Source organism: Pseudomonas persica (assembly GCF_900291015.1).
Lineage (GTDB): Bacteria > Pseudomonadota > Gammaproteobacteria > Pseudomonadales > Pseudomonadaceae > Aquipseudomonas.
Map to the genome: position 1 here is coordinate 83,509 of NZ_OLKL01000007.1, position 15,502 is coordinate 99,010.

17 protein-coding genes are annotated in these 15,502 nt (G+C 63.1%); 8 read left to right on the forward strand and 9 right to left on the reverse strand.

From position 1 onward, the window contains the following. Positions 1–194 precede the first annotated feature (194 nt). From FQ664_RS02540 to FQ664_RS02555, 4 genes are all read left to right on the forward strand, one after another. On the forward strand, positions 195–788 hold the full coding sequence (locus FQ664_RS02540) for an aminodeoxychorismate/anthranilate synthase component II (RefSeq protein WP_003259809.1): 594 nt from the start codon (positions 195–197) through the stop codon (positions 786–788). 9 nt (positions 789–797) lie between these two features. Continuing rightward, positions 798–1,847 (forward strand): anthranilate phosphoribosyltransferase, encoded by a 1,050-nt coding sequence (gene trpD / locus FQ664_RS02545; protein WP_144170305.1) that lies wholly within the window; start codon positions 798–800, stop codon positions 1,845–1,847. Beyond that, positions 1,844–2,677 (forward strand): indole-3-glycerol phosphate synthase TrpC, encoded by an 834-nt coding sequence (gene trpC / locus FQ664_RS02550; protein WP_063914595.1) that lies wholly within the window; start codon positions 1,844–1,846, stop codon positions 2,675–2,677. The genes trpD and trpC overlap by 4 nt, the downstream gene beginning before the upstream one ends. A gap of 167 nt (positions 2,678–2,844) precedes the next feature. Further along, positions 2,845–3,549, forward strand: a complete 705-nt coding sequence (locus tag FQ664_RS02555) for a lipoate--protein ligase family protein (RefSeq protein WP_144170306.1) — start codon at positions 2,845–2,847, stop codon at positions 3,547–3,549. Here FQ664_RS02555 and crp read toward each other — a convergent pair. Then, positions 3,546–4,190, reverse strand: coding sequence for a cAMP-activated global transcriptional regulator CRP (crp, locus tag FQ664_RS02560; RefSeq protein ID WP_144170307.1), 645 nt, complete (start codon positions 4,188–4,190; stop codon positions 3,546–3,548). The genes FQ664_RS02555 and crp overlap by 4 nt on opposite strands. Positions 4,191–4,381: 191 nt before the next feature. Between crp and FQ664_RS02565 the strand changes: the two genes are divergently transcribed. Further along, positions 4,382–4,804 (forward strand): OsmC family protein, encoded by a 423-nt coding sequence (locus tag FQ664_RS02565; protein WP_004376171.1) that lies wholly within the window; start codon positions 4,382–4,384, stop codon positions 4,802–4,804. Positions 4,805–4,947: 143 nt separating this feature from the next. Here FQ664_RS02565 and FQ664_RS02570 read toward each other — a convergent pair whose 3' ends face one another. From FQ664_RS02570 to hemJ, 6 genes are all read right to left on the reverse strand, one after another. Further along, the gene (locus FQ664_RS02570) at positions 4,948–5,988 is read right to left on the reverse strand and encodes a DUF2157 domain-containing protein (RefSeq protein WP_144170308.1); all 1,041 of its coding nucleotides are present in this window, start codon (positions 5,986–5,988) and stop codon (positions 4,948–4,950) included. Between the two features lie 10 nt (positions 5,989–5,998). Next, on the reverse strand, positions 5,999–6,646 hold the full coding sequence (gene coq7 / locus FQ664_RS02575) for a 2-polyprenyl-3-methyl-6-methoxy-1,4-benzoquinone monooxygenase (RefSeq protein WP_144170309.1): 648 nt from the start codon (positions 6,644–6,646) through the stop codon (positions 5,999–6,001). 65 nt (positions 6,647–6,711) lie between these two features. Continuing rightward, positions 6,712–7,050, reverse strand: a complete 339-nt coding sequence (locus tag FQ664_RS02580; RefSeq protein WP_027594412.1) for a histidine triad nucleotide-binding protein — start codon at positions 7,048–7,050, stop codon at positions 6,712–6,714. Positions 7,051–7,113: 63 nt separating this feature from the next. After that, positions 7,114–7,896 (reverse strand): SDR family NAD(P)-dependent oxidoreductase, encoded by a 783-nt coding sequence (locus tag FQ664_RS02585; protein ID WP_085626276.1) that lies wholly within the window; start codon positions 7,894–7,896, stop codon positions 7,114–7,116. Positions 7,897–7,963: 67 nt separating this feature from the next. Beyond that, the gene (locus tag FQ664_RS02590; protein WP_144170310.1) at positions 7,964–8,920 is read right to left on the reverse strand and encodes an NAD(P)H-dependent flavin oxidoreductase; all 957 of its coding nucleotides are present in this window, start codon (positions 8,918–8,920) and stop codon (positions 7,964–7,966) included. 28 nt (positions 8,921–8,948) lie between these two features. Continuing rightward, a complete protein-coding gene (hemJ, locus tag FQ664_RS02595; protein ID WP_003258833.1) occupies positions 8,949–9,374 on the reverse strand; it encodes a protoporphyrinogen oxidase HemJ in 426 nt (141 codons plus the stop codon). 141 nt (positions 9,375–9,515) lie between these two features. Here hemJ and argC point away from each other — a divergent pair, with 141 nt between their 5' ends. Both argC and erpA read left to right on the forward strand, forming a co-directional pair. Beyond that, positions 9,516–10,550 carry an N-acetyl-gamma-glutamyl-phosphate reductase gene (argC, locus tag FQ664_RS02600; RefSeq protein ID WP_144170311.1) on the forward strand — a complete coding sequence of 345 codons (1,035 nt, stop codon included), beginning with the start codon at positions 9,516–9,518 and terminating at the stop codon, positions 10,548–10,550. 146 nt (positions 10,551–10,696) lie between these two features. Further along, positions 10,697–11,047, forward strand: a complete 351-nt coding sequence (gene erpA / locus FQ664_RS02605; RefSeq protein ID WP_015268740.1) for an iron-sulfur cluster insertion protein ErpA — start codon at positions 10,697–10,699, stop codon at positions 11,045–11,047. A gap of 59 nt (positions 11,048–11,106) precedes the next feature. Here erpA and FQ664_RS02610 read toward each other — a convergent pair whose 3' ends face one another. Both FQ664_RS02610 and FQ664_RS02615 read right to left on the reverse strand, forming a co-directional pair. Next, the gene (locus tag FQ664_RS02610) at positions 11,107–12,198 is read right to left on the reverse strand and encodes an anhydro-N-acetylmuramic acid kinase (protein ID WP_144170312.1); all 1,092 of its coding nucleotides are present in this window, start codon (positions 12,196–12,198) and stop codon (positions 11,107–11,109) included. A gap of 4 nt (positions 12,199–12,202) precedes the next feature. Next, on the reverse strand, positions 12,203–13,624 hold the full coding sequence (locus tag FQ664_RS02615) for a peptidoglycan DD-metalloendopeptidase family protein (protein ID WP_144170313.1): 1,422 nt from the start codon (positions 13,622–13,624) through the stop codon (positions 12,203–12,205). Between the two features lie 212 nt (positions 13,625–13,836). Between FQ664_RS02615 and tyrS the strand changes: the two genes are divergently transcribed. Continuing rightward, positions 13,837–15,036 (forward strand): tyrosine--tRNA ligase, encoded by a 1,200-nt coding sequence (tyrS, locus tag FQ664_RS02625; RefSeq protein ID WP_061550921.1) that lies wholly within the window; start codon positions 13,837–13,839, stop codon positions 15,034–15,036. The last annotated feature ends 466 nt before the right edge of the window (positions 15,037–15,502 follow it).

The following is a 15,502-nucleotide window of genomic DNA, read 5'->3' on the forward strand; positions in this document are numbered from 1 at the left end:
CAGCAAACTCTTGATGCGCGTAATCAAGGCCCACGCCCGTTGGCGTTGGCGCGCCTGACTTTATCTCCTGCCGGCCCGTCCGGCCCGCCCCCGTTTGCCTTCCTGCCTACCGCCCCTTGTGGCAAAGCCGCGCCTGTTGGCTGGGGCAGAAAGGTTCGAATTCTGAAGTCAGTAGATTCAAGAGGTTTAACCCGATGTTACTGATGATCGACAATTACGACTCATTTACTTACAACGTCGTTCAGTACCTTGGCGAGCTGGGCGCCGAGGTCAAGGTCATTCGCAATGACGAAATGACCATCGCCCAGATCGAAGCCCTCAACCCCGAGCGCATCGTCGTATCTCCAGGCCCGTGCACGCCGAGCGAGGCGGGTGTGTCGATCGAGGCCATCCTGCATTTTGCCGGCAAGCTGCCAATCCTCGGCGTTTGCCTGGGCCATCAGTCCATCGGCCAGGCCTTTGGTGGTGATGTGGTACGTGCCCGCCAGGTGATGCACGGCAAGACCAGCCCGGTCCATCACCGTGACCTGGGCGTGTTCGCCGGCCTCAACAACCCGTTGACCGTGACCCGTTACCACTCGCTGGTGGTAAAGCGCGAAACCTTGCCCGAGTGCCTGGAAGTGACCGCCTGGACCGCCCATGCTGACGGTTCGGTCGACGAGATCATGGGCCTGCGCCATAAAACGCTGAATATCGAAGGGGTGCAGTTCCATCCCGAGTCGATCCTGACCGAACAGGGCCACGAACTGTTCGCCAACTTCCTCAAGCAGACCGGCGGCCGCCGCTAAGGATCGAACATGGATATCAAGAGCGCGTTGAGCCGTATCGTCGGCCAGCTGGACCTTTCCACCGAAGAAATGCGCGACGTCATGCGCCAGATCATGACCGGCCAGTGCAGTGAAGCGCAGATCGGCGCCTTCCTGATGGGCATGCGCATGAAGAGCGAAAGCATCGACGAGATTGTTGGTGCGGTGTCGGTGATGCGTGAGCTGGCCGACAAGGTCGAACTGCAAAGCCTCGATGGCGTGGTCGATATCGTCGGTACTGGCGGTGATGGCGCCAACATCTTCAACGTGTCCACCGCCTCGTCGTTCGTCCTGGCGGCGGCGGGTTGCACCGTGGCCAAGCATGGCAACCGCGCGGTATCGGGCAAGAGCGGCAGTGCCGACCTGCTGGAAGCCGCCGGCATCTACCTGAACCTGACGCCTACCCAGGTGGCCCGCTGCATCGACAGCTTAGGGATAGGCTTCATGTTCGCGCAAAGCCACCACTCGGCCATGAAGCACGCTGCCGGCCCGCGTCGCGACCTGGGGCTGCGCACCCTGTTCAACATGCTCGGCCCGCTTACGAATCCGGCCGGAGTGAAGCATCAGGTGGTCGGTGTATTCGCCCAGACCCTGTGCCGCCCGTTGGCTGAAGTACTGCAGCGCCTGGGCAGCAAGCACGTGCTGGTGGTGCACTCGAAGGACGGTCTGGATGAGTTCAGCCTGGCCGCGCCGACCTTTGTCGCCGAACTGAAGAATGGCGCAATCACCGAATACTGGGTCGAGCCGGAAGACCTCGGCATGAAGAGCCAGAGCCTGCACGGCCTGGCCGTCGAGAACCCGCAGGCGTCGCTGGAGCTGATCCGCGATGCGCTGGGCCGCCGCAAGACTGAAAACGGCCAGAAGGCCGCCGAGATGATCGTGCTCAATGCGGGCGCGGCGCTGTATGCCGCTGACCATGCCATGAGCCTGAAAGCCGGTGTGGAACTGGCCCACGACGTTCTGCACACCGGGCTGGCCTGGGAGAAGCTGCAGGAGCTGGGTGCCTTTACTGCAGTATTCAAGGTGGAGAACGAAGCATGAGTGTGCCGACGGTGCTGGAAAGGATCATTGCCCGCAAGTTCCAGGAAGTGGCCGAGCGCAGCGCGCGCGTCAGCCTCGCCGAACTGGAGGGCCTGGCCAAGGCTGCCGACGCCCCGCGTGGTTTTGCCAAGGCCCTGATCGAGCAAGCCGGGCGCAAGCAGCCGGCGGTAATTGCCGAAATCAAGAAGGCCTCGCCGAGCAAGGGCGTGATTCGCGAGCATTTCGTGCCGGCGGAAATCGCCGTCAGCTACGAGAAGGGCGGGGCGACTTGCCTGTCGGTGCTGACCGATGTGGACTACTTCCAGGGCGCTGACGAGTACCTGCAGCAGGCCCGTGCGGCGGTGTCGCTGCCGGTGATCCGCAAGGACTTCATGGTTGACCCGTACCAGATCGTCGAAGCCCGGGCGCTGGGTGCGGACTGTGTACTGCTGATCGTTTCGGCGCTGGATGACGTGAAGATGGCCGAACTGGCGGCCACGGCCAAGGATGTCGGCCTCGACGTGCTGGTGGAAGTGCACGACGGCGATGAACTGGAGCGCGCGTTGAAAACCCTGGATACACCGTTGGTGGGGGTGAACAACCGCAACCTGCACACCTTCGAGGTCAGCCTGGAAACCACCCTCGACTTGCTGCCGCGTATTCCGCGTGATCGCCTGGCGATCACCGAGAGTGGTATCTTGAATCGGGCCGATGTGGAGCTGATGGCGATCAACGAGGTCTACTCGTTCCTGGTCGGTGAGGCGTTCATGCGCGCCGAGCAGCCAGGGCTTGAGCTGCAGCGGTTGTTCTTCCCGGATCAGGTGAAGAAGACTGTTCAGCAACTGGACTGATCGAAACGAAGCCGGCGTTACTGCCGGCTTTTTTGTATGCCGGCAAAGGCCTCTTCGCGGGTAAACCCGCTCCCACAGGTTCTCCACCACCCTAGGGCCCGTGATGTCCCAGCGGGAGCGGGTTCACCCGCGAAGAGGCCATCAATAACAACATCAAAGGTGGATCAATGACCGATCAACCCCTGGCCCTGACCGTAGAACAGGGCCTGCACGCCGAACAGGAATTGCTGGCCGCCGTCTGCCGTGGCGAGCGCGACAGTGGCGTGCTGTTCTGGCGTCCGACCGACCACGCCCTGGTCATGCCCCGGCGCATGAGCCGGCTGGACAACTTCGAGGCCGCCTGTGCGGAATTGGCAATCGCTGGCTGGCCGGTGCTGCTGCGCGAGACCGGTGGTGAGCCGGTGCCGCAGTCGCATTCGACGGTGAACGTTGCCCTGGTCTATGTCGCCCCACGCTGCGAAGGCGACCATGGCCGTATCGAAAACGCCTACGAGCGCCTGTGCCTGCCGCTGTGCGATGTGCTGCGCGAGTGGGGCGGGGTGGCGTCGGTGGGCGAAATCGACGGCGCCTTCTGCGATGGCCGCTACAACGTCAACCTCAATGGCCGCAAACTGGTGGGCACTGCCCAGCGCTGGCGCCAGGGGCTGGGCGGCAAGCGCCCGGTGGTGCTGGTGCACGGTGCGCTGTTGCTGGATAACGAGCGTGAGTCGATGGTGGCAGCGGTCAACCGCTTCAACGAGTGCTGCGAACTGGAGCAGCGCTGCCGCGCCGATGCGCACATCGCCCTGCACGAAGTGGCGCCCGCGGCGCCCTGGTTCGAGCGGCTGTCGCAGGCTTATGCCAAGGTGCTGGCCGACCTGCCCAAGGACTAGCGGGTACCGTAGACCACCATGGTCTTGCCTTTGACCTGCACCAGGCTGCGTTCTTCAAGGTCCTTGAGGACGCGGCCGACCATTTCCCGGGAGCAACCGACGATACGACCGATTTCCTGACGGGTGATCTTGATCTGCATGCCGTCGGGGTGGGTCATGGCGTCGGGTTGCTTGCACAGCTCCAGCAGGCAACGGGCGACGCGCCCGGTAACGTCGAAGAACGCCAGGTCGCCGACCTTGCGCGTGGTGTTGCGCAGACGCTGGGCCATCTGGCTGCCCAGGGCGTAGAGGATTTCCGGGTCCTGGCGCGCCAGTTCTCGAAACTTCTCGTAACTGATTTCGGCTACTTCGCATTCGGTCTTGGCGCGCACCCAGGCACTGCGCTGCTGTTCACCCTCGGCCGGTTCGAACAGGCCCAGCTCGCCGAAGAAGTCGCCATTGTTGAGGTAGGCGATGATCATTTCATGGCCGTCGTCGTCCTCGATGAGGATGGTGACCGAACCCTTGATGATGAACGACAGTGTCTCGGCCCGGTCGCCGGCGCAGATGATGTTGCTTTTGGCGGTGTAGCGGCGGCGCTGGCAGTGCGCCAGCAACTTGTCGATGTTCTTGATCTTGGCGGGTAGGGCGGAGGCAACCATCACGAAATCCTGTTCGATACGACGCATAGGCTTTTTATAAAGGTTGGCTGGCGGCGCGCGCCAGTCATTTGGCGCCAGCTTATCAGACGCTACAGAATGTTTCGGTACTAAACCGACACGACTCGTACTTTTCCCACGGCCGCACAAGGTCTAAGCTGACACCCTTTTCCGAATATCAGGAGTCCGGGTAGATGAAGGCACGTATCCAGTGGGCCGGTGAGGCGATGTTCCTCGGCGAATCGGGGAGCGGCCATGTCGTCGTGATGGACGGCCCGCCCGAGGCCGGCGGCCGCAACCTGGGCGTGCGCCCGATGGAAATGCTGTTGCTGGGCCTGGGTGGTTGCAGCAGCTTTGACGTGGTCAGCATTCTGAAGAAGTCGCGCCAGGCGGTGGAAAGCTGCGAGGCATTCCTGGAGGCCGAGCGTGCCAGCGAAGACCCGAAGGTGTTTACCAAGATCCACATGAACTTCGTGGTGAAGGGGCGTGGGCTGAAAGAAGCCCAGGTCAAGCGTGCGGTGGAGCTGTCGGCGGAGAAGTATTGCTCGGCTTCGATCATGCTCGAGCGTGCCGGGGTCGAGATTACCCACGGGTACGAGATTGTAGAGCTGGGTTGAACCCCAGATTTTCGGGGCTGCGTTGCAGCCCATCGCCGGCAAGCCAGCTCCCCCAGGTCAAGCGCTGTTTTCGAAGCCGGTGCTGTATTTGTTTGTGGGAGCTGGCTTGCCGGCGATGGGCCGCAAAGCGGCTCCCGGCAATATCAGCCCCGAAGCGCCGGCAGTGCAGCACGCACCCACCCCGGCAAACAACCGCGCATCACCCGGCTCAACCGCTCTCGCCGCTTCTGGTAAACCAGCCCCAGCCCGATAACCCCCAGCCCGATCAGAGTCACCACCACCGGGAACAGCAGCGAGTCGGCAAACACCTCGTACGCCAGGTACCCCAGGTAAGCCGCCACCCCCAGCGCCCCGAACACCATGAACACCGGCCGACGCAGCAGCACTGCCATGCCCATCAGGGCAATATTGATCAGGCAGTACAGGGCCTTGCCCAACTCGCTGCCGCTGTCCACCAGCGTCAGCCCGCCCCAGAATGCCGCCAGCCCGGCCAGGTAGCCCCAGTGGGCGTAGTCTTCACGGGTGCGACCATCCACCGCGACGAACACCACCAGCATCCCCAGCCCGAACCACAACGAAACCTCGCGGCGTTGCTCCCAGCTGAATGGCGAACCGAAGAACCATTCGCTCAGGTCCATCGACATGAACCACAAGGCCACGGCAATCGGCATGACGATGAACGGGTAGGGAATCAGCCTCAGCATCAACAACCCGGCGAGTACCGTGGCCGCTTCCATCGCCAGCCAGCCGCCCTGCACGTAGGTGTAGTACTGGTGATAGTTCGCCTGCACATCATCCATTGGCCACCAGCCGGCCAGCCGTTCGATGGCGAATACCGCCAACGGCACGATGCTGACCGCTACCGCCGCCAGTACCCCGGCCGCGACGGGCTGTACGCGCCGTTGCAGGTTAACGGCGAACAGCGTGAGCAACAGGATATAGAGGCTGGCGATGACCAGCAGCGCCCAGTCGCCGATGCTCATCCAGGCCTCGGTGAGCAACCAGCCCATCGCGGCCATGATCAGCATGGCGCCGAAGTAGAAAGCGACATGGGCCAGCTGGAAGCTGCCACGTTGTGCCGGTTGCTGGCGCAGGAAGGCCAGCAGGGCCTGGTCCTGGCCCGGCTGGAGAATGCCGGCTTGCACGGCGCGCGCCAGGTCCTTGGCGTCGAAACGGTCCGTCATGGGGATGCCTTCAGATACGGTAGGTGCTCTTGGTCATGACCTTGGCCAACAGGCTCATGCCAAAGCGAACCGGGGCGGGGAAGCGATAACCGCCGGCTTCCAGTGCGGACTCGGCGTGCTGTTCCTCATCGATACGCATCTGTTCGAGGATGGCCCGGGACTTTTCGTCTTCCTGCGGGATCTGTTCCAGGTGCTCGTCGAGGTGCTTGCACACCTGGTGCTCGGTGGCGGCGACGAAGCCCAGGCTGACCTTGTCGCTGACCAGCCCGGCGAGTGCGCCGATGCCGAACGACATACCGTAGAACAACGGGTTGAGCACGCTGGGGTGGCTGTTCAGCTGGCGAATGCGTTGTTCGCACCAGGCCAGGTGGTCCACCTCTTCCTCGGCGGCGTGTTCCATGGCCTTGCGCACTTCGGGCAGCTTGGCAGTCAGGGCCTGGCCCTGATACAGCGCCTGGGCGCAGACTTCACCGGTGTGGTTGATGCGCATCAGCCCGGCAACATGGCGGGCCTGCTGTTCGTCCAGGTCGACGTCCGCCTGGACGATGGCCGGCGATGGGCGGGCGGGTTGGCCGCTGAAGGGCAGCAGGGTGCGCATGGCGGTATCGGCCTGCAGCAACAAGCGGTCGAGCGGCGAGTAGTGACGTTCGGTAGCCATCGGGCACCTCCGCAAGAATGTGCCCGACAGTTTACCGCAATAGTGGCGGGGTCGCTTGCCGTGGATCAGCCCGGTGGCCAGTGCATCTGGCGCTGGCCAAGCACGTGCATGTGGATGTGGTAGACGGTCTGGCCGCCCTGCTCGTTGCAGTTCATGACCACGCGGAAGCCGTCATCACAGCCAAGTTCCTTGGCCAGGCGCTGGGCGGTGAACAGGATGTGGCCAGCCAGGCCTTTGTCCTCTTCGGTCAGGTCGTTGAGGGTGCGAATGTGCTTTTTCGGGATGACCAGAAAATGCACGGGCGCCTGGGGGGCGATATCGTGGAACGCCAGAACCTGGTCGTCCTCGTAAATGATCTTCGCCGGGATTTCCCGGTTGATGATCCTGGTGAATAAATCGTCCACAGCACTTGCTCCATGGTGAGGGTCGGGCCGAGTGTACTCAGCCGGGCGCCGCTCGCCCAGTGGCTATTCCATGCCGACCGGGCAGTAGCGGCGGTGGATTGCGCCGGCCAGCTTGCGCACCAGCCAGCGCGGCAGCAGGCGTGGGGCGAACGCCAGCCAGCGGTTGCGCCGGCCGGGCAGGATCAGTGCGCGGTTCTTGTCCAGCGCGCGCACGGTGTACAGCGCCACTTCCTCAGGGCTGAGGCAGCGCGGCTTGCCATCCAGTCGCGGAATGCGCCGGCGCGAGGAGCGCACCGGGCCGGGGCACAATACCGAGACCTTGATACCGGTGCGCTTGAGTTCTTCACGCAAGGCCTGGGAGAAACTCAGCACATAGGCTTTGCTGGCGGCATAGGTGGCCATCCACGGGCCAGGCGCCACCCCGGCCAGGCCGGCGACATTGAGGATCTGCCCGCCGCCTTGCACGGCCATCAGGTTGCCGATGGCGTGGCACAGGCGGCTCAGGGCCAGCACGTTGACTTCCAGCAGGTCCTGTTCGTCGGCCCACTCATGGGCCAGGAATGGCCCGTAGGTGCGCAGGCCGGCACAATTGACCAGCAGGTCGATGCGCCGCTCGCCTTCTTCCAGCTCCAGCACGAAGCCCGACAGGCGCAGCGGCTGGCTGAGGTCGCAGGCACGGAACAGCACCTCGACACCGAAGCGTTGGGTCAGCTCGATGGCCACTGGCTCCAGCGTTTCACGCTGGCGTGCCACCAGGATCAGGTTGCGCCCGCGCCGCGCCAGGGCTTCCGCCAGGGCCAGGCCCAGGCCGCTGGAAGCACCAGTGATCATGGCGTAACGGGTCATGCAAGGCTCCTGGGGGCTGAAGAGGGCGCCTAGTGTACAGCTTGGCCGGGCAAGGTGTTGCCTTTTGCTACAAGGTACGGGGGCGCAGGGCCTGGCAGCGTTCCAGGGCGTGCCGGTACTCGTCATGCAGCCGTTCGATCAGCGCGCTGGCGCTGGGCAGGTCGTCGATACCACCGACACCCTGGCCCGCCGACCACACGGTCTTCCAGGCCTTGGCTTCGTCGTCGATCGGTTTGAGCTTGCCTTGCTCGTGGCCGCTCTTGAGGGCGTTCATGTCATAACCGGCCTGCTCCAGGCTCGGACGCAGGAAGCTGGCAGGGACGCCGGACACCGCCGGGGTGTGGATGATGTCGGCGGCATGGGCATCGAGCAGCATCTGCTTGTATTCGCCCGGGGCCTGGCTTTCTGTGGTGGCGATGAAGCGCGTGCCCATGTACGCAAGGTCCGCCCCCAGCATTTGCGCGGCGAGGATCTCGTGGCCGTGGTTGAGGCAGCCGGCCAGCAGCAGGGTCTTGTCGAAGAACTGGCGAATTTCCGCAGCCAGGGCAAACGGGCTCCAGGTGCCGGCATGGCCGCCTGCGCCGGCGGCGACGGCGATCAGGCCATCGACACCGGCTTCGGCGGCTTTCTCGGCATGGCGGCGGGTGGTGACATCGTGGAACACCAGGCCGCCGTAACCGTGTACGGCATCGACCAGTTCCTTCACCGCGCCGAGGCTGGTGATGACGATCGGCACGCGGTGTTCCAGGCACAACGCCAGGTCGGCCTGCAGGCGCGGGTTGGTCTGGTGGACGATCAGGTTGACGGCATAGGGCGCTGGCGCCAGCAGCAGTGCCAGGCCTGCCTCGATTTCCTCCAGCCAGGCCTTGAAACCGGCGCTGTCACGCTGGTTCAGTGCCGGGAAGCTGCCGACCACGCCGCTGGCGCAGCAGGCCAGTACCAGCCTGGGGTTGGAAATCAGGAACATCGGTGCGGCAACCACGGGCAGGCGCAGGCGTTGTTCGAGCGAGGCGGGTAGCGACATGGCAAGGCTCCTTGGGCGGGTGGCTAGGTCAGAACGGTTTGACCACCACCAGAATTACGATACCCAGCAGGAACAGCACGGGTACTTCGTTGAACCAGCGATAGTAGACGTGGCTGCGGGTGTTGCTGCCGCTGGCGAAGCGTTTGCGCTGGGCGCCGCACATGTGATGGTAGACGGTCAACAGGATGACCAGGGTCAGCTTGGCATGCAGCCAGCCCTGGCTGAGCCAGCCGGGCGTGAGGTAGAGCATCCACGCGCCGAACACGTAGGTGGCGATCATCGCCGGGTTCATGATGCCGCGAAACAGCTTGCGCTCCATGGTCACGAAGCGTTCCTGGCTGATGCTGTCCTGGCTTTGGGCGTGGTAGACGAACAGCCGCGGCAGGTAGAACAGGCCGGCGAACCAGCAGACCACGCTGACGATATGCAGCGCTTTGATCCATAGGTAAAGCATGGGGGAGTTCCTTCAGGTATTCACGGTCGTCAGATAGTAGTGGTCAAGCGCCCGAAGGGTCACCCGAAGAGTTGTTACAGGCGCCTTGCGCCCCTATTATCGTGCGCTTTCCAGACGGCTCGTTGATAAGGGGCAAGCGTTATGATCAAGGTCGGTATCGTCGGCGGCACGGGTTACACCGGCGTCGAACTGTTGCGTCTGCTGGCACAGCATCCACAGGCCGAGGTGGCGGTCATCACTTCGCGCTCCGAGGCGGGCGTTGCAGTGGCGGACATGTACCCGAACCTGCGCGGCCACTATGACGGGCTGGCGTTCAGCGTGCCGGACAGCAAGACCCTGGCCGCCTGCGACGTGGTGTTCTTCGCCACCCCGCACGGTGTGGCCCACGCCCTGGCCGGTGAGCTGCTGGCGGCCGGTACCAAGGTGATCGACCTGTCGGCCGACTTCCGCCTGCAGGACGCCGTCGAATGGGGCAAGTGGTACGGCCAGCCGCACGGTGCGCCAGAGCTGCTCAAGGACGCGGTGTACGGCCTGCCTGAAGTCAACCGCGAGAAGATCCGCCAGGCGCGCCTGATTGCAGTGCCGGGTTGCTACCCGACCGCCACCCAGTTGGGCTTCCTGCCGCTGCTGGAAGCTGGCCTGGCCGACCCGTCGCGCCTGATCGCCGACTGCAAGTCGGGTGTCAGTGGCGCTGGTCGTGGTGCTGCGGTGGGCTCGCTGTTCTGCGAAGCCGGCGAAAGCATGAAAGCCTACGCTGTGAAGGGCCACCGCCACCTGCCGGAGATCAGCCAGGGCCTGCGCCTGGCCGCTGGCAAGGAGATCGGCCTGACCTTCGTGCCGCACCTGACACCAATGATCCGTGGCATCCATGCCACCCTGTACGCGACTGTCGCCGACACCTCGGTTGACCTGCAGGCGCTGTTCGAGAAGCGCTACGCCGATGAACCGTTCGTCGACGTGATGCCGGCTGGCAGCCACCCGGAAACCCGCAGCGTGCGCGGCGCCAACGTCTGCCGCATTGCCGTTCATCGCCCGCAGGGTGGTGACCTGGTGGTGGTGCTGTCGGTGATCGACAACCTGGTCAAGGGCGCGTCCGGCCAGGCGGTGCAGAATCTCAACATCCTGTTCGGCCTGGACGAGCGCATGGGCCTGTCCCACGCGGGCTTGCTGCCGTAAGCTGCCAACGTTCGAAAAGGCCCGCGTCGTGCGGGCCTTTTTGTATGTCGCGACTAAAGCCGCACAATTCTTGACCGATTTTCTCGGGAAAGCGGATAATGCGCGTCATCGAGTTTTATGGCGGCTACCGCGCCGGGAGAATCAACATGAGCGTCGAAACCTTCACCCCCACGGCTTTGGAATTCACCCACGGCGCTGCGCAAAAGGTGAAGAACCTGGTTTCCGAGGAAGGCAACGATCGTCTGAAGCTGCGCGTGTTCGTCACTGGTGGCGGCTGCTCGGGCTTCCAGTACGGCTTCACCTTCGATGAGGACGTGGCCGAAGACGACACCATCGTCGAGCGCGAGGGTGTTTCCCTTGTGGTCGACCCGATGAGCTTCCAGTACCTGGCCGGCGCCGAAGTGGATTACCAGGAAGGCCTGGAAGGTTCGCGCTTCGTGATCAAGAACCCGAATGCTGCTACCACCTGCGGCTGCGGTTCCTCGTTCTCGATCTGAGGCCTGGCCATACAAAAACGCCGCGCAATTGCGCGGCGTTTTGCTTTCTGGCGTAGCGCTCAGGCCGGGTAGATTGCGCCGAGTACGCGCAGGCCCTTGGCCGCTGTCACGCTAGGGCGGTTGGCGGCGATGCCTTCCAGGCAACAGTGGGCCAGCCAGGCGAAGGCCATGGCTTCGACCCAGTCCGGGTCCACGCCATGGGCGCCGGTGCTGGCGACACGGGCGTCGGGCAGCAACTGGCCGAGGCGTGCCATGAGGGCGCCGTTGCGCGCACCGCCACCGCAGACCAGCAGCGCTTCGGTGCCTTGCTGGGCGTTGCTCAGCGAGTCGATGATGCTGCGTGCGGTCAGCTCCAGCAAGGTCGCCTGCACATCTTCGTCGCGGTAAGCGGGCAGGCGGGCCAGCTGGCCATCCAGCCAGGGCAGGTTGAACACTTCGCGGCCGGTGCTCTTCGGGCCGCTACCGGCGAAGAACGGATCGGCCAGCAGTGCGCTGAGCAAGTCGGGCTGCACCACACCCGAGGCAGCCCAGGCCCCATCCGCATCGTAGGCCTGGCCGCGCTTGCGCTCGATCCAGGCATCCAGTAGCACGTTGCCCGGGCCGCAGTCGAAGCCGTGGACTGGCTTGTCGTGTTCGATCAGGCTGAGGTTGCTGAAACCGCCCACGTTGAGGATGGCCAGGCGCTGGCCGAGGTGGCTGAACAGGGTTTCATGGAAGGCCGGCACCAGTGGCGCACCTTGGCCACCGGCCGCCACATCGCGACGGCGGAAGTCAGCGACCACGCTGATACCGGTAAGCTCGGCCAACAGCGCAGGGTTGCCGATCTGCACGGTAAAACCGCGTGCAGGTTCGTGGCGGATGGTCTGACCGTGGCTGCCGATGGCACGAATGGCATCGGCTTGCAGCCCTTGCCTGGCCAGCAGTTGGCGGATGCCTTCGCCTGCCAGGCTGGCCCAGCGGTTTTCTGCCAGTGCGGCGCGGGCGATCTCGTCAGGGCCGCTGCTGCAAAGGCTTAGCAGTTCCTGGCGCAGGTCGCTGGGCATGGGCAGGTAGTGGGTGGCGAGCAGTTCTGGCTGCTCGCCTTGTTCGATCAAGGCAATGTCCAGGCCATCGAGGCTGGTGCCGGACATCACCCCCAGATAGAGCGCCATGGGCTTAGCGCTTGTTCGCTGCGAGCAGAGTGGCCTTTTCCTGATCCATGCGGGCGATCAGGGGCTGGCTCTGCTGCAGGAAACGCTGGCGCTCGTTCCTGGCGATCGGGTCGGACATCGGCACTTTCTGGCTCAGCGGGTCGACGTGGACACCGTTGACCTGGAACTCGTAGTGCAGGTGCGGGCCGGTGGACAGGCCGGTGGTGCCGATGTAGCCGATGATCTGGCCCTGCTTGACCGAGCTGCCGGTCTTGATGCCTTTGGCAAAGCCCTGCATGTGGCCGTACAGCGTCTTGTAGCGGTTGCCGTGCTGGATGATCACCGTGTTGCCGTAACCACCGCGACGCCCGGCCAGTTCGATGCGGCCGTCACCGGCTGCCTTGATCGGAGTGCCGCGTGGGGCGGCATAGTCGACGCCCTTGTGGGCGCGGATCTTGTTCAGGATCGGGTGCTTGCGGCCGGCGGAGAAGCGCGAGCTGATGCGGGCGAAGTCAACCGGGGTGCGGATGAAGGCCTTGCGCAGGCTGTTGCCATCGGCGGTGTAGTAGCTGGTGTTACCCTGCTTGTTGGTATAGCGCACGGCGGTGTAGGTCTTGCCGCGGTTGGTGAAACGCGCGGACAGGATGTTGCCGGTGCCGACGACCTTGCCGTCCATCACCTTCTGTTCATAGACCACGTCGAACTCATCGCCCGGGCGAATATCCTGGGCGAAGTCGATGTCGTAACCCAGCACGCGGGCCATGTCCATGGTCATGCTGTGGGACAGTCCGGCGCGCTGGGCCGAGGCCGACAGCGAGCTTTTGATCACGCCGTGGGCGTAGGCGGTACGCACTACCGGCTTGCTGATTTCGCGGTTGAAGGTGTAACCCTTGTCGGTCTTGGTCAGGCGAATGGTTTCGAGGTTGCTGACCTTGCTGTGCAGGCTGGCCAGTTGGCCGTCCTTGTCGAGTTCGAACTGCAGCACCTGGCCGTGCTTGAGCTGGCTGAACTGCTTGGCCTGCTTGTTACTGTCCAGCAGGTCGTGCACCGCATTGCTCGGCAGGCCGACCTTGGCGAACAGGGTGGACAGGGTATCGCCACGGGCCACGGTGACTTCGCGGTGGCTGGGCTGCTTGGCGGCTTCGACGACCGGTTCGGCAGCAGGGGCTTCCTGCTCGGCCTTCTGGGTCTCGGGGGTGGCATCTTCGATCTGGGCGAATGGCGAGCCTTGCTCACCTTCGGCCTGAACCAGGGGCGCAGCGCGGGATTCGTCCTTCAACTGCTCGGCAGGGCTCTCCAGCTCGAGGTTGAGGGTGGTTTTCTTGGCTTCCACTTCGCTGGAGGGAAACACCAGCAGGGCCAGGCTGAGCAGGGCGGCGATGCCGCTGGCGGCCAACAGATGGCTTTTCGGATAAAGCGGGGGCGCTTTAGGCGGTTCGTTGGTCATGGGCAAGGTGACTTTGAAAAAGTGAAATGGAAAAGATGAATGACATGATGAAGATGAAATAACTGTATAAAATATAACCAAATCCATTTTCACGCAAGGGCGCGTAGACGCCGCAAGCCTGCGTTCGGGTCACATTCCTTTGCGAAACTTGTAATTGACGGCCGATCTTGTATGGTTGGCTCCCCCTGAATCTGAGCCTTGCGGGTTTGTCTATGAAGTCGGTTGAAGAGCAGCTGGCGCTTATCAAGCGCGGTGCGGAAGAAGTACTGGTCGAGTCGGAACTGGTGGAGAAGCTCAAGCGCGGCCAACCTCTGCGCATCAAGGCCGGCTTCGACCCGACTGCGCCTGACCTGCACCTTGGGCATACGGTGCTGATCAACAAGCTGCGCCAGTTCCAGGACCTGGGGCACCAGGTCATCTTCCTGATCGGTGACTTCACCGGGATGATCGGCGACCCCAGCGGCAAGAGCGCCACACGCCCGCCGCTGACCCGCGAGCAGGTGCTGGAAAACGCCGAGACCTACAAGCAGCAGGTGTTCAAGATTCTCGACCCGGCCAAGACCGAGGTTGCGTTCAACTCCACCTGGATGGACAAGCTGACCCCGGCCGACTTCATTCGCCTGGCGTCGCAGTACACCGTGGCGCGCATGCTCGAGCGCGATGACTTCGACAAGCGCTACACCACCAACCAGCCGATCGCCATCCACGAGTTCCTGTACCCGCTGGTGCAGGGCTATGACTCGGTGGCGCTGAAGGCGGATGTCGAGCTGGGCGGTACTGACCAGAAGTTCAACCTGCTGATGGGGCGTGAGCTGCAGCGTGCCTATGGTCAGGAAGCGCAGAACATCGTGACCATGCCGCTGCTCGAAGGGCTCGACGGCGTGAAGAAGATGTCCAAGTCGCTGGGTAACTATGTAGGCATCCAGGAAGCGCCAGGGGTGATGTACAGCAAGCTGGTATCGATCCCGGATACCCTGATGTGGCGCTACTTCGAACTGCTGAGCTTCCGTTCGATGGAAGAGATCGAGCAGTTCCGTGCCGATGTTGCCAATGGCGCCAACCCGCGCGACATCAAGATCAAGCTGGCCGAAGAGATCGTTGCGCGCTTCCATGGCGAGGAGGCTGCGGCCAATGCTCACCGTGCCGCGGGTAACCGTATGAAGGAAGGCGAGCTGCCGGAAGACCTGCCGGAAGTCGAAGTGGCTGCGGCGGAAAGCCTGCCGATTGCTGCCGTGCTGAATCGGGCTGGCCTGGTGAAGAACTCGGCGCAGGCGCGGGATTTGCTGAGTGGCGGTGCGGTCAAGGTTGATGGTGCGGTGGTTGATCGCGATTTCGTGTTTGCGCTGGGTGCGACGCATGTGTGCCAGGCGGGCAAGAAGTCGTTTGCGCGGGTTACCCTCAAGGCTGAATGATCGCCTGGTGGTGTAGCTATATAGAAGTGGGGAGGCCGGTAGGCCTCCCCGCTTTGTTTTTGGGGTTTTGTTTTTGGCTTTTGGTTGTTGGATGCGTCAGGCCGGCTATGGGCCTGTCTTGAGATGGTGTTGGCTGTGGAAGGTGCCTGCCTTTGCTCTTCTGACGAGCACCTGGTGGCCCTGATGCGGTCTTTTGCCCTTATATTTCACTTTCTTGAAATTAACGGTTGACGGCCTTTCGAATCCCCTTATAATGCGCCCCACTTCCAGCGACATCGGAACGACAAACTCCTTGAAATTCAATGAGTTAAATAGTTCAGAAGAAGCCGGAAGCGCTACGATCGACTGATCGCCAGCGGTTGAGATGATGGTTGACAGCGCTTCTAGGTGCTGTATGATTCGCCTCCCGCTACGAGAGATCGCAGCGAGTCAAGTGTTTGAAGTCAAACGAGTTTCTCGCAAATTC